Source organism: Pseudomonas sp. rhizo66 (genome assembly GCF_031931925.1).
Taxonomy (GTDB): Bacteria; Pseudomonadota; Gammaproteobacteria; order Pseudomonadales; family Pseudomonadaceae; genus Aquipseudomonas.
In genome coordinates, this window is sequence record NZ_JAUJWZ010000010.1 from 101,914 (window position 1) to 122,890 (window position 20,977).

Here is a 20,977-nt window from a genome sequence, read left to right on the forward strand (position 1 = left end):
TTTCTGCACAGGGTTGCCAAATGTCGGGTGGCGACGGCTATAAATAATTGGAACTTTTGCCAAAGGCCCAAGATCAATAGTCGGTGCCAGAGATAAGGGACAGTGTCGGCTTCAGTGCGGAATCTGCGGTTGGATTCCTGCCGGCGAAACCGATGACAAGATTATTCGCGCAGCCGGTTTATCCCGAGCTGCGTTTTTCGTGCGTGCCAAATCAGAGCTCGCAGGAAACTTGCCTGGAGGGGGAGAACTTTTGCGAAAAGCCCGAGTCTATGTTTGCAAGTCTGGTCGTTTAGTTATGCAAGTCTCCTTCGGGCTTATCGAGGAGTGTTCATGCTAACCCAGGAAGAGGATCAGCAGCTGGTCGAGCGCGTTCAACGCGGCGACAAGCGAGCTTTCGATCTGTTGGTGCTGAAGTATCAGCACAAGATTCTCGGGTTGATCGTGCGTTTCGTGCACGACACCCATGAAGCCCAGGACGTGGCTCAGGAAGCCTTTATCAAGGCGTATCGAGCACTTGGAAACTTTCGCGGCGACAGTGCGTTTTATACGTGGCTGTACCGTATTGCCATTAACACGGCGAAGAATTACCTGGTTTCACGCGGCCGCCGGCCGCCGGATAGCGATGTAAGTTCCGAAGATGCAGAGTTCTACGATGGCGATCACGGCCTCAAGGATCTCGAGTCACCAGAACGTGCACTGCTGCGGGATGAGATCGAAGGCACCGTCCATCGAACCATCCAGCAACTGCCAGAAGATTTACGTACAGCTTTAACTTTACGTGAGTTCGATGGTCTGAGTTACGAGGACATTGCGAGCGTCATGCAATGTCCGGTGGGTACCGTGCGCTCCCGGATTTTCCGCGCTCGGGAGGCCATCGATAAAGCCCTGCAGCCGTTGTTGCAGGAAAACTGAGACAGCGGCGACAGCCAAGAGAGGAACGCCATGAGTCGTGAAGCCCTGCAGGAATCGCTGTCCGCAGTGATGGATAACGAAGCGGACGAACTGGAATTGCGTCGAGTGCTCAATGCACTGGATGATGTTGATACCCGTGAGACCTGGGCTCGTTACCAGATCGCTCGGGCAGCCATGCACAAGGATCTGCTGCTTCCACGTCTGGATATCGCTGCGGCAGTGTCTGCTGCACTGGAAGACGAAACGGCCCCGGCCAAAGTATCTCGCAGCCCATGGCGCAACCTCGGCCGTCTGGCTGTTGCAGCCTCGGTGACTGTTGCCGTTCTGGCTGGTGTTCGCCTGTACAACCAGGATGAAATCGCCGGTGTTGAGCTGGCTCAGCAATCCAATCAGCCAACCCTGGCCACCCCACAGGTCAAAGGCCCGGCTGTTCTGGCAGGCTACAGCGAGAGTTCGGAAGCGACTGGCCCTATGGCTAACGGCGTTCTGCAAGGTCAGCCAGGCTGGCACGATCAGCGTCTGCCAGGGTACTTGCGCCAGCACGCCCAACAGGCTGCATTGAAAGGCACTGAAAGCGCGTTGCCATACGCACGTGCAGCAAGTCTGGAAAACCGTTAAGGAGGATCATGCGCGCCATACCTCTACTTTCGCTTCTGCTCAGTGGCTGGTTCATAGTTCCAGCCCACGCTGACGAGGCCCAGGACTGGTTGACCCGTCTGGGCCAAGCCGAGCAGCAGCAAAGCTTTCACGGCACATTCGTTTACGAGCGTAACGGTAGCTTCTCTACCCATAACATCTGGCATCGCGTCCAGAATGGCCAAGTCCGTGAGCGTTTACTCCAGCTCGACGGTTCGGCGCAGGAAGTCGTGCGCATTGATGGACACACTCAATGCGTCAGCGGCACCCTGATTGCCGGTCTGGGGGATTCCCCCAACTCGGCCGCTCGTCCTCTCGATCCGAAAAAGCTGAAAAACTGGTATGACCTTGCCGTCATCGGCAAATCGCGCGTGGCTGGGCGAGACGCAGTGATCGTATCGCTGACGCCTCGCGATCAGCATCGGTACGGTTTTGAATTGCATCTGGACAAGAAAACCGGCTTGCCGCTGAAGTCTTTGCTGCTGAATGACAAAGGGCAGTTGCTCGAACGCTTCCAGTTCACCAGTCTCGATACTGACGAAGTACCGTCGGACAAAGATTTGCAGGCTGATGCCGACTGTAAAGCGATAACGCTCGACAGTGACAAGGCTTCGGCGGTCAAGACCGCTCAAGTCTGGCATTCAGACTGGCTGCCGCCGGGTTTTGAACTGACCAGCAGTACCTCGCACAGAGATCCGGAGACCAAGACTCAGGTCAACAGCCTGATGTATGACGACGGGCTGGCGCGTTTCTCGGTGTTCCTCGAGCCGTTGAACGGTGCGACGGTTACCGATACCCGCACTCAACTCGGTCCGACCGTGGCTGTTTCCCGTCGCCTGACCACGCCCGAGGGCGAAATGATGGTCACGGTGGTTGGCGAAATCCCGATTGGCACCGCCGAACGAATTGCTCTGTCGATGCGTAATACTGATGGCACTGCAACCAGCAAGCAGTGAGCTGATTTCAGTCATTACCACTTCTTCGTCGAGACGTAGATGAAATGTTTGCTGAGCATTTTCATTTGCAAATAACCCGAAAATTTTTTATAGGTCAGTGCCTCACGGCTCTGGCCTTGTTTGTTGTTGCCGGAACAAAAATGCCGGTCGGTGGTTTCCGGTGTTCCTTGCTCCATATCGCTTAACCCTGCTCGTCGTAACGGGAGCTGTATGTCGATACCAAGTTTGAAATCCTATCTCTCCATCTTCGCCACTGTGCTGTTGCTCGGTCAGGCGGTGCCTGCGGCGCAAGCAGCCGATCTGCCTGACTTCACCCAATTGGTCGAACAAGCTTCGCCAGCCGTGGTGAACATCAGTACCACGCAGAAACTGCCGGATCGCAAAGTGAACCAGCAGATGCCTGATCTGGAGGGCCTGCCGCCGATGCTGCGCGAGTTCTTCGAACGTGGCATGCCGCCTCAGCAGCGTTCGCCGGGCGGTGGCGGTCGTCAGCGTGAAGCGCAGTCGCTGGGTTCGGGCTTCATCATCTCCTCGGATGGCTACATCCTCACCAACAACCACGTGATCGCCGATGCCGACGAAATCCTCGTCCGCCTCGCCGACCGCAGCGAAATGAAAGCCAAGCTGATCGGCACCGACCCACGTTCCGACGTGGCGCTGCTGAAAATCGAAGGCAAGGATCTGCCGGTATTGAAGCTTGGCAAATCCCAGGACCTGAAAGCCGGCCAGTGGGTCGTCGCTATCGGTTCGCCGTTCGGCTTCGACCACACCGTGACCCAAGGCATCGTCAGTGCCGTGGGCCGTAGCCTGCCAAACGAAAACTACGTGCCGTTCATTCAGACCGACGTGCCGATCAATCCGGGCAACTCCGGTGGCCCTCTGTTCAACCTGAACGGCGAAGTGGTCGGCATCAACTCGCAGATCTACACCCGTTCGGGCGGCTTCATGGGCGTGTCGTTCGCGATCCCGATCGACGTGGCGATGGATGTGTCCAATCAGCTGAAGACCGGTGGCAAGGTCAGCCGTGGCTGGCTGGGCGTGGTCATCCAGGAAGTGAACAAGGATCTGGCCGAGTCGTTCGGTCTGGATAAACCGGCCGGCGCGCTGGTTGCACAGATTCAGGATGACGGCCCGGCCGCGAAGGGTGGCCTGCAAGTCGGTGACGTGATCCTGAGCATGAACGGCCAGCCGATCGTCATGTCGGCTGACCTGCCACATCTGGTCGGCGCACTGAAAGCTGGCGCCAAAGCCAATCTGGAAGTGATTCGTGAAGGCAAACGCAAGAATGTCGAACTGACCGTCGGCGCGATCCCGGACGAAGACAAAGAGCTGGATGCGCTGCCGAAGTCCGGTACTGAAAGCACCAGCAACCGCCTCGGAGTGTCGGTGGGCGAGCTGACCGCCGAGCAGAAGAAAACCTACGACCTCAAAGGTGGTGTGGTGATCAAGGAAGTGCAGGACGGTCCTGCGGCGCTGATTGGTCTGCAGCCAGGTGACGTGATCACCCATCTGAACAACCAGGCTATTGGCTCCAGCAAGGAGTTCGGCGAGATCGCCAAGGCGCTGCCGAAGAACCGTTCGGTGTCGATGCGCGTTCTGCGTCAAGGTCGTGCCAGCTTCATCACCTTCAAACTGGCTGAATAATCCAGCGCCAAGGTAAAAAAGAAACCGCCTCGAAAGAGGCGGTTTTTTTATGCCTGAAGCTTTTGTCTGGATGGCTTGAGGCTTAGCCCATCATGTCCTTGATCATGCGTTCCTGCTCCATCAGCTCACGCTGGCGAGCATCGATACGCGACGACAACGGGAAGTTGCTGCCCGCCTTGCGCTTGGCGAAATCGAGTTGCTGGATCGCCTGGCGATAATCGCCAACCAAGGCGAAATACTCGGCGCGTGCCTGGTGCAGACCAATGATGTTCCCCGACAAACCACGGGTTTCGGCGACCTGATACCAGACATCCGGATCATCCGGGCGTGATTTGAGCAACGCTTCCAGCGCTTTTTCTGCATCGGCAGCGCGATTCTGTTTCAGCAGCAGATCGACGCGCACCTGATTCAACGGGTAGTTGCCCGGATATTGCGTGAGCATCCGGTCAACCCGCGATTGCGCGTCGGGCAAACGATTATTGGTGATGTCGAGATCGACCTGAGCGAGGTTGTAGATGATTTCGTTCGGCGAGGTGGCCAACAGTTGCTTGAGATTCTCGCGAGCCTCATTCAACTGACCGCCCTTGATCTGGGCAATCGCCAGACCGTAGCGCGCCACATCGTTTTTCGGGTTTTCATCCAGCTGCGCGCGGAAGCGCTTGGCGCCCAGGCCTGGGGTTTCTTCGTAGATCAACTGCACGCGCGCGCGGATCAACTGATAGCGCTTGGAATCTTCAATGCCGCCCGGTTTGGCCTGCTCGGCACGGTTGCGGGTGTCGGCAATACGCGATTCTGTCACCGGGTGAGTCAGCAGGAATTCCGGCGGCTTGGCATCGAAACGATATTGACGCATCAGGCGTTCGAACATGGTCGGCATCGAGCGCGGGTCATACCCGGCCTTTTCCAGATTGAGGATGCCGATGCGGTCGGCTTCCTGTTCGTTCTGGCGGGAAAAGGTGCGTTGCGACTGAATAGCCGCTGCCTGCGTACCGGCGATGGTCGCAATACCGGCATCGCCGCCACCGGCCGCCGCAATGACGATCCCGGCCAACAGCGCGGCCATCATCGGCACCTGCATCCGCTGCGAGGCCTCTACACCGCGAGCAAAGTGGCGTTGCGACAAGTGCGCCAATTCGTGCGCCAGTACTGAAGCGTATTCACCCTCGGTCTGCGCATTGAGGAACAAGCCACCATTGACCCCGACCACGCCGCCCGGCGCCGCGAAGGCGTTGAGTTGTGGGCTGTTGATCAGGATGAACTCAAGACGCCGGTCACTGACCTGACTGGTTTCTACTAGCTTATAGACGCTGGACTCGACGTAATCCTTGAGCTGTGGGTCGTTAAGCTGGGAAACCTGGCTACGCAACATGGCCAGCCACGCGCGGCCGAGCTGGTATTCCTGTTGCGGCGAGACAATGGCAGAACTGGCGTCGCCGAGTGACGGCAGATCGTCGGCAAAGCCTGGTGAGGCGAGCAGGCAAGCGAGCGTCAGCAGGGTAGGGCGCAGAAAAGTCATGCACAAAGCCTTAGAAGACAAAGACCTTACTGTAGCCGGACACCGGAGCTGCGACCAGATATTCTAGGCAGCTCGACGACCTGAACCGGAGTGACGCAATGACTGACGCTGTAGCCCATGACGTGGAACTGGACGCCAGTGGCCTGAATTGTCCGTTGCCGTTGCTCAAGGCAAAAATGGAACTCAACAAGCTCCAGAGTGGCGCAGTCCTCAAGGTCATCGCGACCGACGCGGGCTCACAGCGCGACTTCCGCACCTTTGCCAAGTTGGCCGGTCATACGCTGCTGCGCGAAGAAGACGAAGCAGGCGTCTACCGTTACTGGTTGAAAAAGGCCTGAAACCGACAGCGTTAAATCTAAGGATTATTGATGTTCAAAGTGTTACGCGACTGGATTCAGCGCTACTTCTCCGACGAAGAAGCGGTGGTGCTGGCGGTGCTGCTGTTTCTCGCTTTCACGGCCGTGCTAACGCTCGGCGGCATGCTCGCGCCGGTGTTGGCGGGGATGGTGCTGGCGTATCTGATGCAGGGCCTGGTGGTCACGCTGGAACGTATGCGCGTGCCGGGTGGCGTGGCGGTAGGGTTGGTGTTCGCGCTGTTCATGGGCGTGCTGCTGCTTTTTATCGTCGTGGTGCTGCCGTTGCTCTGGCATCAGTTGATCACGCTGTTCAACGAGCTGCCAGGCATGCTCGCCAAATGGCAGTCGCTGCTGTTGCTGTTACCGGAGCGCTATCCGCACCTGGTATCCGATGAGCAAGTGTTGCAGGCGATCGAAGCGGCGCGTGGCGAGATCGGCAAGTTCGGCCAGTGGGCGCTGACATTCTCGCTGTCGAGTCTGCCGCTGCTGGTGAACATCATGATCTATCTGGTGCTGGTGCCGATTCTGGTGTTCTTCTTTCTCAAGGACCGGGTCATGATCGGCGAATGGGTGCGTGGCTACCTGCCGCGTGAGCGCGCGCTGATCACTCGGGTTGCGCAGGAGATGAACCGGCAGATCGCCAACTACATCCGCGGCAAGGTCATTGAAATCGTGATTTGCGGCGGCGTGACCTACATCGCGTTTGTCACCCTCGGACTCAACTATGCGGCGCTGCTGGCATTGCTGGTCGGTATATCGGTGGTGGTGCCGTATGTGGGCGCGGTGGTGGTGACCGTGCCGGTGACGCTGATTGCGCTGTTCCAGTGGGGCTGGAGCGACCAGTTCATCTATCTGATGGCGGTGTACGGGATCATTCAGACACTGGATGGCAACGTGCTGGTGCCGCTGCTGTTCTCGGAGGCGGTCAATCTGCACCCGGTGGCAATCATCTGCGCGGTGCTGTTGTTTGGCGGGTTGTGGGGATTCTGGGGCGTGTTCTTTGCGATCCCGTTGGCGACGCTGTTCAAGGCTGTGCTCGATGCGTGGCCGCGCAAGGAGCCCGAAGTTTCGCCGCTGCTTTAGTGACTGATCAGCATTATTCGTTGTGGCTCAGGGCCTCATCGCTGGCAAGCCAGTTCCCAACAGGGTTTTCGGTGCACACAAAACCTGTGGGAGCTGGCTTGCCAGCGATGGCGTCAGCGAAACATCAGGCTTTATTCAGATCCTGAGCGGCTGCCAGAACCGCATCCACATGCCCCGGCACTTTCACGCCGCGCCATTCCTGACGCAGCACACCGTCCTTATCAATCAGGAATGTGCTGCGATCAACGCCCAGGTATTCCTTGCCGTAGAGCTTCTTCAACTTGATCACGTCGAACAGTTGGCAAACGGCCTCGTCCTTGTCGCTGATCAGCTCGAACGGAAACTCCTGCTTGCACTTGAAGTTCTCGTGGGACTTCAGGCTGTCGCGGGAGATACCGAAAATCTCGGTATTGGCGGCCTTGAATGCGCCGTACTGATCACGAAAGCCCTGACCTTCAGTGGTGCAACCCGGGGTGCTGTCCTTAGGGTAGAAATAGATCACCACTTGTTTGCCCTTGAGGGCGGACAGGCTGACAGTCTGCCCGCTGGTGGCAGGTGCTTCGAAATCGGCAACCGGTTGGTCGATGACAACGGCCATGAAAGCTTCCTTACATTGGGTTCTGTGGGCGCCAAGGCTCGATCAGTGCGTCCAGGTTCATCGCGTCGGAGAAGTCGAGGAACTGGTCGCGCAGCCAACTGATCTGGGTGCCGGCTGGCAGGGTCACGGTAAACGTGGCGTTGAGCATGGTGCCACCGGTCTGCGGCGCCTGGTACGTGTCGCAGGTCAGGTTTTCCAGTTCGACGTTGTGATCCATGAAGAACTGGCACAGCTCATTGATGATGTCCGGGCGATACGCCGAGCTGACATACGCCACATACGGCAGGGCCTGCGGACGATTTTCCAGCGGCGCGCTGCGCACCACGTTGGCGGTGAAAGCGTGTTTCTTGGCCAGGCCCGGCAGACTGCCTTCCAGGCGGGCGAGGGCGTCCCAGCTGCCGGAGACCTCGAGGACCAAAGCGCTGCACTCGCCGTGGCGGGTCAGGCGCGAAGTAACCACGGCGCAGCGATTTTCATGGCTGGCGCGGCACAGGACGTTGGTCAGCTCCATGGGGTTGGCGCCGAGGGCACTGATGACAAGGAATTGTTCGCGAACTGTGGGGGTGGACATGCAGCATTCCTAAAGCGATGAGCGGTCGGTAGGTTTACGGGCGTTGGCCACCGGGGAGTGCCTGTTCTGGCTGTCCGTACAAAGAGGCCCGGCAAGCGCTCGCGGCTCGCTCCACTATGGCGGGAGCGCGTCGATGCGACGCAGGAACGGGGTCTGGGAGGCCGTAAAGGGAGGCTGGAACCCGGCGTACAAGCTGATCAGTACCGATCAAAGTCTGAAGGGTAGCGAAAAGCGGCGCCAAGGGGAATGGCGGCAGCGCAGTACTTCGCTTGTGCAAGCATCTTGGCGCCAGTACCATTACCGCTCTCTTTTTCCGGCAGGAGCGGTTTCATGATTGCGGGCAGTATGGTGGCACTGGTCACTCCCATGGATGCACAAGGGCGTCTTGACTGGGACAGCCTCAGCAAACTCGTGGACTTCCATCTCAAGAACGGCACCCATGCCATTGTCGCGGTCGGTACTACCGGCGAATCGGCAACCCTTGATGTAGAAGAACATATCGCCGTCATCAAAGCCGTGGTCAAACAGGTTGCCGGACGCATTCCGGTCATCGCCGGCACTGGCGCCAACTCGACACGCGAAGCTGTCGAGCTGACCCGCAATGCCAAGGAAGCCGGTGCCGATGCCTGCCTGCTGGTGGTTCCGTATTACAACAAGCCGACTCAGGAAGGTCTGTACCAGCACTTCAAGCACATCGCTGAAGCGGTCGACATTCCGCAGATTCTCTACAACGTTCCTGGCCGCACGTCTTGCGACATGCAGGCCGAGACCGTGATTCGCCTGTCCACCGTGCCGAACATCATCGGTATCAAGGAAGCCACCGGCGACCTGAAACGCGCCAAAGCGATCATCGATGGTGTGAGCAAGGACTTCATCGTGCTGTCTGGCGATGATCCGACCGCCGTTGAGCTGATCCTGCTGGGCGGCAAAGGCAACATCTCGGTAACCGCCAACGTCGCTCCGCGCGAAATGGCCGACCTGTGCGAGGCTGCGCTCAAGGGCGACGCCGACACCGCACGGGCCATCAACGAAAAACTGATGCCGCTGCACAAAGACCTGTTCATTGAAGCCAACCCGATTCCGGTGAAGTGGGCTTTGGTAGAAATGGGCCTGATGCACGAAGGCATCCGCCTGCCACTGACCTGGCTGAGCACACCTTGTCACGAAACGCTCCGCTCGGCCCTGCGCCAGTGCAGCGTCCTGGTTTAATTGAGGAAGTACAACGCATGAAGCGAATGGCCGGACTTTCCGCACTTGCCTTGATTATCTCCAGCACCAGCGGCTGCGGATGGGTCTGGGGCCCGGAAGGTTATTTCCGTGACCGTGGTAGCGATTACCTGGAAGCGCAACAGACTGCACCGATGCAACTGCCACCGGATGTCAGCACCTCCAAGCGTCTGGATCCGCTGTTGCCGATCCCGCGTAACGTCGCTGATGACACCGCCAAGGGCGAATACATTGTGCCGCGTCCTCAGCCGCTTTCGGCCGTTGCCGATGCCAGCGATTATTCGCTGCAGAAGAGCGGTGATTCGCGTTGGGTCGTGGCTCAGCATCCGCCGGCCGAAGTCTGGCCAGTGGCTGTGCAATTCTTCCAGGACAACGGTTTCCGCCTGGATGAACAGCGCCCGCAGACCGGTGAGTTCACCACCACCTGGCAGCATTCCGACGAACTGTCTGCGGCCATGGCCAAGCGCCTGAGCGCAGCCGGTATCGCCAGCGACAGCGAAACCCGTGTGCGTGTGCGTATCGAGCCGGGCGTGCAGCGCAACACCAGTGAAATTTACGTGGTCAGCGCCGAGCGTCCTGCCGGCAGCACTGCCGACGTCGCTTTCACCAACCGTTCGGTCAACACTGGCCTGGACGCGGCGCTGGTCGACGACATGCTCGCGAGCATGAGCCGGATCTCCGAGAAGGGCGGTTCGGTGTCGATGCTGGCCTCGCGTGATTTCGATACCCCGAGCCGTGTCAGCCTCAGTGAAGACGGCAGCGGCAACCCGGTGTTGAACGTCGGTACCGATCTGGACCGCGCCTGGTCGAGCGTTGGCCGCGCACTGGAACAAGGCGAATGGCGCGTTGAAGACATCAACCGCAGCCTGGGCCTGTACTACATCAACCTGGCTGAAAAAGCCGAGAAGAAAGACGACAAGCCTGGTTTCTTCAGCAGCCTGTTCGGCAGTGCGCCAAGCAAGGAAGAAGTTGAAGCCCGTGCCGAGCGTTATCAGGTTCGCCTGAGCAAGGTTGGCGAGAACATTCAGGTAACCGTCGAGAAAAACATCAACACCGTCGCGCCGGCTGAAGTGGCACGCAAAGTGTTGAGCGTGATTCAGGACAACCTGGGCTGATCAACCATGCGTTTTGCCGTTCTCGGCAGCGGTAGCCAAGGGAACGGCACGCTGATCGCCAGTGCTGATACGTATGTGCTGGTGGATTGTGGTTTTTCCCTGCGGGAAACCGAAAAACGCCTGTTGCGCCTGGGTGTGAACCCGGCGCAACTGAGCGCGATACTCGTAACCCACGAACATGCCGACCACGTGCATGGCGTGGGTTTACTGTCTCGGCGCTACAATCTACCGGTCTACCTCAGTCGCGGCACACTGCGCGGGATGCGCAAACCGATTGAACCCGCAGGCTTTCTGGCCGGCGGCGAGCAACTGCAGATCGGAGCACTGAACATCGGGGTCATTGCCGTGGCTCATGATGCGCAGGAACCGACACAGTATGTCTTCAGTGATCACGAGCAGCGGCGCTTCGGCCTGCTGACCGACCTGGGTTCCTACTGCGAGCGGGTGCTGGACGGTTATCGGGACCTCGATGCGTTGATGATCGAGTCCAACCATTGCCGCGACATGCTGGCCCGTGGTCATTACCCGTACTTTCTCAAGCAACGGGTGGGCGGCGAGCTGGGACATTTGAACAACCATCAGGCGGCATTCCTGGTGTCCGAGTTGGGCTGGCAGGGCTTGCAACACCTGGTCCTGGCCCATCTGAGCAGCAAGAACAACATGCCGCAGCTGGCCCGGCAATGTTTTGTCGACACCCTCGGGTGCGACCCGGACTGGCTGCAACTGGCCGATCAAGATTCAGGGCTCGACTGGCGCCACATCGCCTAGCCCACCTACTTAGCAAGCGGAGCCCATCATGGAAAAACGTGAAGAACTCTACCGCGGCAAAGCCAAATCGGTTTACAAGACCGACGACGCTGACCGCTTGATCCTGCTGTTTCGCAACGACACCTCGGCGTTCGACGGCAAGCGCATCGAGCAGCTCGACCGCAAAGGCATGGTCAACAACAAGTTCAACGCCTTCATCATGCAGAAACTCGAAGCGGCCGGCGTACCGACCCAATTCGACAAGCTGCTGGGCGACAACGAGTGCCTGGTGAAGAAACTCGACATGATCCCGGTCGAGTGCGTCGTGCGTAACTACGCCGCCGGCAGCCTGGTCAAGCGTCTGGGCGTCGAGGAAGGCCTGAAGCTCAATCCTTACACCTTCGAGCTGTTCCTGAAGGACGACGCCAAGGGCGACCCGTTCATCAACGAATCCCACGTCGTGGCATTCGGTTGGGGCACCGCCGAACAACTGGCTCGCATGAAAGAATTGTCGCTCAAGGTCAACGAAGTGCTGACCAAACTGTTCGACGACGCCGGCCTGCTGCTGGTCGACTTCAAGCTCGAATTTGGCGTGTTCAGCGACGGCTCCATCGTCCTCGGTGACGAGTTCAGCCCGGACGGCTGCCGTCTGTGGGACAAGGACACCAAGAAGAAGATGGACAAGGACCGCTTCCGTCAGGGCCTCGGTGACGTCATCGAAGCCTACGAAGAAGTCGCCAATCGTCTGGGCGTACCGCTTTAATCGACGCAAGCATCTGATAGCACGAAGAAATTTTCGAAAGAGGGTTTGCTTTCGGTAAAAGTGTTGTTATGATGCGCGCCGTTGGAGAGATGCCAGAGTGGCCGAATGGGACGGATTCGAAATCCGTTGTACCTTCACCGGTACCTAGGGTTCGAATCCCTATCTCTCCGCCATAACATGGAAAAAGCCCCGTAGATGAAAATCTACGGGGCTTTTTCGTTTCTGCGAATCCAGTATTCGTGGCGATAGCGCTGAAGCGCGTCTTGCGCGGTGAGCTCATCGGCAGAGAGGCAATTTAAGTAAACACAGCCTCGGCCGACATTAGAGACACAATGCTCACAGGACTCACCGACCCCTTTAAAGTCGCGTTCTCAGAGTAGGGGGCTGTCTTTATTGGCCAGCGATCAGCCGCCAAATCACACCTGTCGTCGTTTATCCTCTGCCCAGCCATGAGGCCAGCGCTTTCACTAAAGTGGATACTTGCTCGCCTCGGCCGTGAAAGGCGCATCCAGCGAGTTCCAGCCTCGCTCCCTATTTGAATTGGTTTGAATATGAAAATTCCACCATCAGCCCAAGGTGCTCACCGCGTTTCTGAACGTCAGTCCGTCAAGTCAGGCGGCAGCGCTGCTCCCCGCGTCGAAGAGTGCGAAGTGCTGGTTGCGCAGCCGCCAGCGTTCGAGGATGGCGAGCCGCCAGTCGGCGTGGTTATCCATGCGTATTACCCCGAAGTGCTGAAAGATATTCTGGGCCGTTTGATTAAACTGTCCGAACGTCTGCATCTCTACGTAACCTGCGTAGCCGGACGTGAAGATGAGATCCGTACTCAGCTGACGGCCAGTGGATTGAGTTATTCGCTATACCGGGTGCCGAATCACGGCAGGGACGTTTTGCCGTTTCTGCGGATGCTGCCGCTCTTGCGTGCCGATAACATCCGCATGCTGGTCAAGCTGCACACCAAGCGTTCGCTGCACTTGGGCGGGGAGATCGATTGGGGCGTTGAACTATTCGATGATCTGCTGGGCCCGGTACGCTTCAGTCGAGCGCTGGAACACCTTGCCGATCCGGTGCATGTGCCGATGCTGGGGCCTCAGCGATACCTGGTGCCCGTCACCCGATTCCTCAGCGAAAGCAATCGCGCGTTGCTTGTCACCCTGGCCGAGCGTGGCGGCATTGATCCGCAAGGCATCAACGACGCGGATTATTTTGCCGGCACCATGTTCTTTGCGCGCATTGAAGTGTTTGCGCCTCTGGAACGGATGCAACTCGCGGGTAGCGATTTCGAAGCTGAAAATGGCCAGCTCGACGGCACCCTGGCCCACACCTTAGAGCGTTTTTTCGGCGTTCTGGCGAATGTTGGTCGCCAGCAGCGCAATATCGACCTTTACCACCGCTGGCTTGCGAGCCGGCAACTGGCCGCCGTCGAGGTCGAGGGTCTACCCGCGCGACTGGCGAGCTGGCCGCGGCAACCGGATGTGTTGTTGGTGTTGACCGATACTACGGGGGATATCGGACTGTTGCGTTCCAGCCTGGAAAGCATCGACCGCCAGCTTTATCGGGCGGCGGCCATCGTGGTGCTCTCCAATGCTGAACCTGTAGGCGTGACGCCGGCCGATAATCTGGTCTGGCTGCCGTTGGCCGAATCCTGGCCGAGCCAGCTTAATGAACTGTTGCAGGAGATCGACGTTGACTGGTGGTACCTGTTGCGTGGCGGAGACGAACTGGATCCCCACGCACTGCTTTTGCTCGCCGAAGGCATCGCCCTCAATCCCGGTGTCAGCGCCTGCTACAGCGATGAAGACTCACTGACTGCTGAAGGCTGTCAGAGTCCGGTATTCAAGCCGGATTTGAATCTGGATATGTTGCGCAGTTATCCCTATGTCGGCCGCGCACTGGCTTTCAGTCGCGACGCCGCGTTATCTGCCGACGGCTTTGATCCCGCCTTCAGCGAACTGGCGCCTCATGATTTGCTTTTTCGGCTGATTGAAACTCACGGTCTGGGTACTGTCGGGCACCTCGCGGATGTGCTGGTGCACCAGGCAATCAATTTCCCCCAGTGGCTCGGTGAACCCCAGGTCATCGCGAATTCGGCGGCTATCGTCGGCGCGCACTTGCAGCGCCTGGGCGTGGCGCATGAGCTGCAGCCCGGACCTTTGCCAATGGCTAACCGCGTGGTCTACCAACATGCGGAACAGCCGCTGGTCTCTATCCTTATTCCCACCAAGGACTGCCTGCCGATGCTGCTGCGCTGCATCGAAAGCGTCATGGAGAAAACCAGCTATACGAATTACGAACTGATCATCGTCGACAACAACAGCGAAACCGTCGAAGCACGGGACTGGTTCAACGGCATGGAGCAGTTGAACAATCCCAAAGTGCGCATCCTGCGTTATCCGCACCCGTTCAACTATTCGGCGATCAATAATTTTGCCGCCAGCCATGCCCGTGGCGATTACCTGGTGCTGCTCAACAATGACACGGTAGTCATTGATGGCGACTGGCTTGGTGCGATGCTCCATCACGCCCAGCGGCCAGAAGTGGGAATAGTGGGCGCCAAACTGTTATTCCTCGACGGGACGGTTCAGCATGCTGGCGTGGTACTCGGGTTGCGTGGGGTTGCAGACCACCCGTTTATCGGTGATTCAATGCAGTCCAACGGCTACCTTCACCGCTTGCATCTTGATCAGAACTACAGCGCGGTCACCGCCGCCTGCCTGATGATCAGCACCGAGCTGTACCAGCAAGTGTGTGGAATGGACGAGGTCGGCCTGGCCGTTTCCTTTAACGATGTGGATCTGTGCCTGAAAGTCGGCCAGGCTGGGCGGTTGATTGTCTGGACGCCATACGCGGTGCTCGTTCACGAAGCCAGCGTGAGCCAGAACAACGTCGACACCACCAAGGAGGAAGCCAAGCGCAAACGCTTCCAGCGCGAACAGTCGATGATGTACCAGCGTTGGCTTGCACAGATCGCCAATGATCCGGCCTATAACCGCAACCTGACCCTGGAGGGCAGTGGTTTCTCCTCCAAATACCGCACCGATACTGACTGGCACCCGTTTGCCAGTCGTGAGTTGCCTCACGTGTTGTGCCACCCCCTCGACTCTTTCGGCAGCGGACATTACCGCGTGCGTCAGCCTTTCGCGGCCCTGAAAGCCGCACAGTTGATCGGCGGCGCGGTGAGCGACGAGGGACTTCAACCGACAGCACTGGAGCGCATGGCGCCGGACTCGATCATTTTCCAGGGGCAACACACCACGCCGCATCTGGAATACATGCAGGCCACCAAGGCGTTTTCCAGGGCCTTCAAGGTCTACGAGCTGGATGACTATATCCTTGACGTGCCTGCTGGCAATTTGAGCCACGAATTGCTGCCCAAAGACATCACCAAACGCTTGAAGAAAGCCGCAGGGCTGTGCGACCGGTTGGTGGTATCGACCGAGCCGCTGGCCAATGCGCTCAAGGGGTTCAACGCCGACATTCGGGTCGTGGAAAACCGTCTGCCGAGCCATTGGTGGAGCGGCCTGACCAGCCATCGCCAGCAGGGCCGCAAGCCTCGAGTCGGCTGGGCCGGCGGCTCGAGTCACAGCGCCGACCTGCAAGTCATTGCCGAAGTGGTTCGTGCGCTGGCAGGGGAAGTTGAATGGGTGTTCATGGGGATGTGCCCACCGGCACTGCGTCCCCATGTTCATGAGTTCCATAGGGGGGTGAGTATCGAAAAATACCCGCAAAGACTGGCCAGCCTGAACCTGGACCTGGCTTTGGCACCTCTGAAAGACAACTTTTTCAACGCCTGCAAAAGCAATCTGCGCTTGTTGGAATATGGCGCCTGTGGTTTCCCCGTGATCTGCTCGGACATCCCTTGTTATCGTGGTGATTTCCCGGTGACGAGGGTCAGGAACAGATCGCAAGACTGGATTGCTGCCATACGCGAACACCTTGCTGAACCCGATGCCAGCGCCAAAGCTGGAGAGGCTCTGCGCAGCGTTGTGCTTGAGAACTGGATGCTCAAGGACGAACATCTGTTGGCGTGGCGAAACGCCTGGCTGGCGGACTGAACAAGAAGCCTGCGCGCTTTCTGGTCTTTTGATACCGGCCCGAAAAAAAGCCTCACAGCCTTGAAACTGTGGGGCTTTTCCATTTCCGCACTGTCTTGCCGAGCGGCTAAATCTCCTTGACCGGCGTCTCCCCATGAACAGCCTTGATCAACCCGATCACGTGCAGACAATCCGCCTTGTTCACATACGACTCGCCACTGGCGATGGTCTCGTGGTTACCCGCCCGCAATCTCCAGCGCCATTGTCCTTTGCCGGTGCTCGGGGTGCCTCTGGATTGCCTGTAAATCTCGAAATACATTCACTTCGCTCCATGCGATTCGTTAGTGCGACAGCCTGTGTGGCGCATGGTCGCAAGCCTAGCGCAGACGGTTTTTTTGGCCATCGGACATTTGTTTCCAATCGTTCGCGGATGTTTCTGAAGGCCGCGAGCTAGAGCGCAGCAATAGGCCTGCGGATTGGCCAATATGACGCCGTTAGACCCTTGCAACGCCGCCGACGCTACTGCTTAATACGGGACGGCTCATGGCGTCGAATATCGTTCGACGACCGACAATCACTATAAGAAGAGCACTCCTTTGACTGAGCACGGAACGCAACAGGCCGGGCAGGTGACGTTATCGCTGGTGGTCCCCGTTTTTAACGAGGAGGACAGTCTCGACACGTTTCTGCGGCGCATCAATGAGGTCTTTCAGGCGCAAGCGTTGATCGATCTTGAGCTGGTATTCGTCAACGACGGCAGCACCGATGCCACGCTCGAACGTCTGCTCGAACAGCAGCGGCATGATGCGCGCCTGCGTATCGTCGACCTGAGCCGCAACTTCGGCAAGGAAGCAGCATTGTCCGCCGGTTTGCAGATTGCGACCGGGCAGATCGTGGTGCCGATCGACGCTGATCTACAGGACCCGCCCGAGGTCATTGTGCAGATGATCGAGCGCTGGCGAGAAGGCTTTGAAGTGGTGCTCGGTCACCGCATCAGCCGTCGCAGCGATACCTGGGCCAAACAGACATCGGCGCACTGGTTCTATCGCCTGCACAACAAGATCGCTGAACAGCCTTTGCCCGAGAATGTCGGCGATTTTCGTCTGATGGATCGTTGCGTGGTTGATGCCTTGCTGACCCTGCCGGAGTCCCGGCGCTTCATGAAAGGCCTGTTCGCCTGGGTCGGCTTTCGCACCACCCACGTCGATTACGAGCGCCCGGAGCGCGTCGCGGGGCAGAGCAAGTTCAATGGCTGGCGCCTGTGGAACTTCGCGCTGGAAGGCATCACCAGTTTCAGCACTGAACCGTTGCGGATCTGGACGTATGTCGGCGCGTTGGTGTCATTGGTGTCATTTGCCTTCGCCATATTCATTGTCCTACGCACGCTGATTCACGGTATCGACATGCCCGGTTATGCCTCGCTGATGGTGGCCGTGACCTTTCTCGGTGGACTGCAATTGATTGGCATCGGGGTGCTCGGTGAGTACCTGGGCCGCACGTATATCGAATCCAAACGCCGACCGGTTTTTCTGGTGCGTCGCGTCTATGACCCCAAGGACTGACACATGGATCTCAAGGAAACCGACATCCTCGGCGACAGCATCAACGAGCATTGGTATTACCGTTCAAAGGCTGCGGCCACAAAGCGTATGCTGGGGGATGCGCCCATCAGCCGAATCCTCGATGTCGGCGCCGGTTCAGGGTTTTTCTCCCACCACTTGCTGACGCATACCGATGCCCGCGAAGCGTGGTGCGTGGATATCAGCTATCCGGCCGACTCCAGTGCAACCACCGCCGGCAAACCGGTGCACTACCGGCGCGGGATTGAAAGCATCGAGGCCGATCTGGTGCTGTTGATGGACGTGCTGGAGCATGTCGATGATGACCTCGGCCTGCTCAAGATGTATGTCGACAAAGTGCCATCGGGCAGCCGGTTTCTGATGACGGTGCCGGCATTCCAGTTCTTGTGGAGTGGCCACGATGACTTTCTTGAGCACAAGCGCCGCTACACCCTGGCGCAGTTCGAAACCCTGGCGCGGGATGCCGGTCTGACGGTGCAGCGCGGAGCCTATTATTTCGGCGCGGTGTTTCCGATCGCGGCGGCGTTGCGCCTGCTGCCGCAGGGCGCGCAAGCCCAGGCGCCGCGCTCGCAGCTCAAGCGTCATCATCCGCTGGTGAACGGCGTCCTCAAGACTTTATGCCGCCTCGAACTGCCGTTGATGAGCATGAACCGTCTGGCCGGGTTGAGTGTGTTCGTGCTGGCGCGCAAACCGTGACCTCGACGCAAAAAAACGCATTGATTCAGCGGGGTTTGCGCTTTGCCGTGACCGGATTGTTCGTCACTGCGCTGCATGCGCTGGTGGCGGTGTTGTTCATCAATTTCATTGCTGCGCAACCGCCACTGGCCAATGGCGTGGCGTTTGCCGTGGCGACGGTGGTTTCCTATGTAATCAACACCACCTGGAGTTTTTCTGCCCGCTTGCACGGACGAACCCTGGTGCGTTTTCTGTTGGTGTCCATGGGCGGCTTTTTCCTCGCGATGTTCGTTGCCTGGGCCGCGCAGGCTGCCGGGCTGCACTATCTACTGGGCATCGTTGCAGTAGCACTGACGATTCCCGCGTTCACCTTTGTCTTGCACAACTTCTGGACGTATCGATGAAGGCTTCAGGAAACCATCCGGCGCTGGGCCTGTTGCCTTTACTGCTCGGCGTGCTGGCATTTTTCTGTGTGATCGGGCCGCAAGCGCTGGATCCGCAAAACATTGCCTGGCTGGAGCAGGGCGATCCGGCGACGCATTATCTGGGCTGGGAGTATTTTCGCCATTCACCCTGGACCTTTCCGCTCGGACTCAACCCGTCCTATGGTCTGGAACTGGGCAGTTCGATCATTTTTTCCGACTCCAATCCGCTGCTGGCGCTGCTGTTCAAACCGTTCAATGCCTGGTTGCCGGCGACCTTCCAGTATTTCGGTCTGTGGCTACTGGCGTGTTTTGTGCTGCAAGCCTGGTTCGCCTGGAAACTGCTGGGGTTGATGACGGGCAATCCGCTGATTCGCTTGCTGGGCACCGGTTTGCTGGTGGTTTCACCGCCGATGTTCCTGCGCATGGGCGGACACCTTTCCCTGTCCGGGCATTTTCTGATTCTGGCAGCGCTGTACCTGGCGTTGTTGCCGAACCTGTCTCGACGTCGTCTGGCCTGGGGCGCGCTGCTGGCGGTGACGGCGATGGTGCATGCGTACCTGCTGGCGATGGTGGCGTTGATCTGGGTGGCGGATCTGCTTGGCAAGACCTTCAGCCAACAATTGACTCGGCGTCAGGGGCTGCTGGAAGGCCTGTTGCTGTTTGCCGTGGTGAGTGTGTGTTGCTGGCAGGCCGGTTACTTCGCGATTGCCGACGGCGCGCAGTCCGGCGGTTTCGGTTTGTACCGGATGAACCTGCTGTCGCCCATCGACCCGGCGGGCTGGTCGTTCATTTTGCCGGATCTGCCGAAAGCCAGCGGCGATTACGAAGGCTTCAACTACCTGGGCCTCGGCGTGCTGTTGCTGGTGCCGTTGGCGCTGATTGCCTTTCTGAGAAATCGCCAGCCGCTGAAGGATGAGCTTCGCGTTCGTCCTTGGCTGTTGCTGGCGCTGATCGGTTTGTGGCTGTTCGCGCTATCGAACCAGATCGGTGTCGGCGCGCACACGTTCAGTTATCCGCTGCCGAAAATCGCCCTCAAACTGGCCAATATTTTTCGCGCCTCGGGGCGGATGTTCTGGCCGGTGTTGTACGCGCTCGTCCTGATGGTGATCTTCCTGCTGGTGCGCGGTTATCGGCCCCGCATCGTCGTCGCGCTGCTCGCGGTGGCGTTGACGATACAGGTCATCGACACGCGCAACGGCTGGATGGGCTTGCGCAACAGCAAGATGATCACGCCCTCCGCAGAATGGCCAACGCCGATGCGCGATCCGTTCTGGGCGAGTGCAGCGGCGCATTACTCGAAGGTGCGCAGTCTGATGCCGCAGAATCAGTCCGAACGCTGGCAGGTGATTGCCGGTTTCGCCGCGACCCATGGCCTGAAAACCGACGCTGTTTATCTGGGACGCATGAGTGCCAAAGCACTGGATCAGGCTCGGCAGAAAACGCAGCGCATGCTTGAGTCGGGTCAATACGATGCCGACTCGTTGTACATCCTCGACGATTCCGTACTGGCCGATGCCGCCAAAAGCATCAACAGTGAAACGGATCTGCTGACCAGAGTGGATGGTCTGGTGGTGCTGGCGCCGGGCTGGAAGCGTTGCTCGCGGTGCCTGAGCATGCCGGATGAAGGGCGGCAGATGTCATCGCTGGCGTTGATGCGTCCCGGTCAGGCGCTGATCTTCAACTACGCCGCCCGGCAGTTGACCAGTGGTTGGTCGATCCCGGAAAACTGGGGAACATGGTCGACGGGGCTGCAGGCGCAGCTCGACTTGCGGGTGACACCCGAGGCGCGCTCGATTGCGCTGGAGGTCATGGCATTCGTTTTGCCGCAACACCCGGCGCAGCGAGTGATTGTCAGTTTGAATGGCGAGCAGGTGCTGAGCACGCGGCTGGTACAACTTGAGGATAATCATCTGGAGATCCCGATCAGTCCTGCGATCCGTCAGCATCTGGCTGACAATGATCGCCTGACGATCGAGCTGCAATTGCCCGACGCCGTCAGCCCTGAACAATTGGGCATCAATGACGATTCGCGAATCATGGGACTGGGCTTGAAGCGCCTGACGGTGAACTGACGCAGCGTGGCGATGGACGGCGGGGCCTCAGCCTTTCTACACTGCCGGTATTCCGGGGGGCAGGGGGCAA

At 58.6% G+C, this 20,977-nt stretch carries 20 protein-coding genes and 1 tRNA gene; 16 read left to right on the plus strand and 5 right to left on the minus strand.

Annotation, left to right across the window (positions count from 1 at the left end):
• The first annotated feature begins 330 nt into the window (after positions 1 to 330).
• From rpoE to QZR14_RS13935, 3 genes are read left to right on the plus strand one after another with little or no spacing between them, the layout of a single operon-like run.
• A complete protein-coding gene (rpoE, locus tag QZR14_RS13925; RefSeq protein WP_003172477.1) occupies positions 331 to 912 on the plus strand; it encodes an RNA polymerase sigma factor RpoE in 582 nt (193 codons plus the stop codon).
• Between the two features lie 30 nt (positions 913 to 942).
• The gene (locus QZR14_RS13930; protein WP_034153146.1) at positions 943 to 1,530 is read left to right on the plus strand and encodes a sigma-E factor negative regulatory protein; all 588 of its coding nucleotides are present in this window, start codon (positions 943 to 945) and stop codon (positions 1,528 to 1,530) included.
• Between the two features lie 8 nt (positions 1,531 to 1,538).
• Positions 1,539 to 2,504, plus strand: a complete 966-nt coding sequence (locus QZR14_RS13935; RefSeq protein ID WP_311996888.1) for a MucB/RseB C-terminal domain-containing protein — start codon at positions 1,539 to 1,541, stop codon at positions 2,502 to 2,504.
• 14 nt (positions 2,505 to 2,518) lie between these two features.
• Here QZR14_RS13935 and QZR14_RS13940 read toward each other — a convergent pair whose 3' ends face one another.
• Positions 2,519 to 2,680, minus strand: a complete 162-nt coding sequence (locus tag QZR14_RS13940; RefSeq protein WP_007911405.1) for a hypothetical protein — start codon at positions 2,678 to 2,680, stop codon at positions 2,519 to 2,521.
• Positions 2,681 to 2,714: 34 nt separating this feature from the next.
• Here QZR14_RS13940 and QZR14_RS13945 point away from each other — a divergent pair, with 34 nt between their 5' ends.
• A complete protein-coding gene (locus QZR14_RS13945) occupies positions 2,715 to 4,148 on the plus strand; it encodes a DegQ family serine endoprotease (RefSeq protein WP_250603519.1) in 1,434 nt (477 codons plus the stop codon).
• An 82-nt stretch (positions 4,149 to 4,230) separates the two neighbouring features.
• On the opposite strand, the gene QZR14_RS13950 is transcribed toward QZR14_RS13945, so the two are convergent.
• Positions 4,231 to 5,664 carry a M48 family metalloprotease gene (locus tag QZR14_RS13950; protein ID WP_250603521.1) on the minus strand — a complete coding sequence of 478 codons (1,434 nt, stop codon included), beginning with the start codon at positions 5,662 to 5,664 and terminating at the stop codon, positions 4,231 to 4,233.
• 98 nt (positions 5,665 to 5,762) lie between these two features.
• Between QZR14_RS13950 and QZR14_RS13955 the strand changes: the two genes are divergently transcribed.
• Both QZR14_RS13955 and QZR14_RS13960 read left to right on the plus strand, forming a co-directional pair.
• Positions 5,763 to 6,002, plus strand: coding sequence for a sulfurtransferase TusA family protein (locus QZR14_RS13955; protein WP_007911399.1), 240 nt, complete (start codon positions 5,763 to 5,765; stop codon positions 6,000 to 6,002).
• 30 nt (positions 6,003 to 6,032) lie between these two features.
• Entirely contained in the window at positions 6,033 to 7,103 is a 1,071-nt protein-coding gene (locus QZR14_RS13960; protein ID WP_250603523.1) for an AI-2E family transporter, read from the plus strand.
• A gap of 124 nt (positions 7,104 to 7,227) precedes the next feature.
• Here QZR14_RS13960 and QZR14_RS13965 read toward each other — a convergent pair whose 3' ends face one another.
• Both QZR14_RS13965 and QZR14_RS13970 read right to left on the minus strand, forming a co-directional pair.
• Positions 7,228 to 7,701 carry a peroxiredoxin gene (locus tag QZR14_RS13965; RefSeq protein WP_250603524.1) on the minus strand — a complete coding sequence of 158 codons (474 nt, stop codon included), beginning with the start codon at positions 7,699 to 7,701 and terminating at the stop codon, positions 7,228 to 7,230.
• Positions 7,702 to 7,711: 10 nt separating this feature from the next.
• Entirely contained in the window at positions 7,712 to 8,272 is a 561-nt protein-coding gene (locus QZR14_RS13970) for a glycine cleavage system protein R (RefSeq protein WP_034153153.1), read from the minus strand.
• A 330-nt stretch (positions 8,273 to 8,602) separates the two neighbouring features.
• Between QZR14_RS13970 and dapA the strand changes: the two genes are divergently transcribed.
• The 6 genes from dapA (at position 8,603) to QZR14_RS14000 (ending at position 16,176) form a co-directional block, all read left to right on the plus strand.
• Entirely contained in the window at positions 8,603 to 9,481 is an 879-nt protein-coding gene (dapA, locus tag QZR14_RS13975; protein ID WP_093438308.1) for a 4-hydroxy-tetrahydrodipicolinate synthase, read from the plus strand.
• Between the two features lie 17 nt (positions 9,482 to 9,498).
• Entirely contained in the window at positions 9,499 to 10,614 is a 1,116-nt protein-coding gene (bamC, locus tag QZR14_RS13980; protein ID WP_250603526.1) for an outer membrane protein assembly factor BamC, read from the plus strand.
• A 6-nt stretch (positions 10,615 to 10,620) separates the two neighbouring features.
• A complete protein-coding gene (locus QZR14_RS13985; protein ID WP_129390454.1) occupies positions 10,621 to 11,382 on the plus strand; it encodes an MBL fold metallo-hydrolase in 762 nt (253 codons plus the stop codon).
• Between the two features lie 28 nt (positions 11,383 to 11,410).
• Positions 11,411 to 12,124 carry a phosphoribosylaminoimidazolesuccinocarboxamide synthase gene (gene purC, locus QZR14_RS13990; protein ID WP_250603528.1) on the plus strand — a complete coding sequence of 238 codons (714 nt, stop codon included), beginning with the start codon at positions 11,411 to 11,413 and terminating at the stop codon, positions 12,122 to 12,124.
• An 83-nt stretch (positions 12,125 to 12,207) separates the two neighbouring features.
• Positions 12,208 to 12,297: transfer RNA gene (locus QZR14_RS13995), tRNA-Ser, on the plus strand.
• A 378-nt stretch (positions 12,298 to 12,675) separates the two neighbouring features.
• Positions 12,676 to 16,176 (plus strand): glycosyltransferase, encoded by a 3,501-nt coding sequence (locus tag QZR14_RS14000; RefSeq protein WP_311996889.1) that lies wholly within the window; start codon positions 12,676 to 12,678, stop codon positions 16,174 to 16,176.
• A 106-nt stretch (positions 16,177 to 16,282) separates the two neighbouring features.
• Here QZR14_RS14000 and QZR14_RS14005 read toward each other — a convergent pair whose 3' ends face one another.
• On the minus strand, positions 16,283 to 16,474 hold the full coding sequence (locus QZR14_RS14005; protein ID WP_250603532.1) for a YegP family protein: 192 nt from the start codon (positions 16,472 to 16,474) through the stop codon (positions 16,283 to 16,285).
• Between the two features lie 277 nt (positions 16,475 to 16,751).
• On the opposite strand from QZR14_RS14005, the gene QZR14_RS14010 reads away from it, so the two are divergent.
• Genes QZR14_RS14010 through QZR14_RS14025 form a run of 4 tightly spaced genes read left to right on the plus strand, consistent with a single transcriptional unit; the run spans position 16,752 to position 20,907 of the window.
• Positions 16,752 to 17,717, plus strand: a complete 966-nt coding sequence (locus QZR14_RS14010) for a glycosyltransferase family 2 protein (protein ID WP_250603534.1) — start codon at positions 16,752 to 16,754, stop codon at positions 17,715 to 17,717.
• Between the two features lie 3 nt (positions 17,718 to 17,720).
• Positions 17,721 to 18,431 (plus strand): class I SAM-dependent methyltransferase, encoded by a 711-nt coding sequence (locus QZR14_RS14015; protein ID WP_311996890.1) that lies wholly within the window; start codon positions 17,721 to 17,723, stop codon positions 18,429 to 18,431.
• Complete coding sequence (locus QZR14_RS14020; RefSeq protein ID WP_250603538.1) at positions 18,428 to 18,814, plus strand: GtrA family protein; 387 nt, start codon at positions 18,428 to 18,430, stop codon at positions 18,812 to 18,814. The genes QZR14_RS14015 and QZR14_RS14020 overlap by 4 nt, the downstream gene beginning before the upstream one ends.
• Entirely contained in the window at positions 18,811 to 20,907 is a 2,097-nt protein-coding gene (locus QZR14_RS14025) for a DUF6311 domain-containing protein (RefSeq protein WP_311996891.1), read from the plus strand. The genes QZR14_RS14020 and QZR14_RS14025 overlap by 4 nt, the downstream gene beginning before the upstream one ends.
• Positions 20,908 to 20,977: the final 70 nt, after the last annotated feature.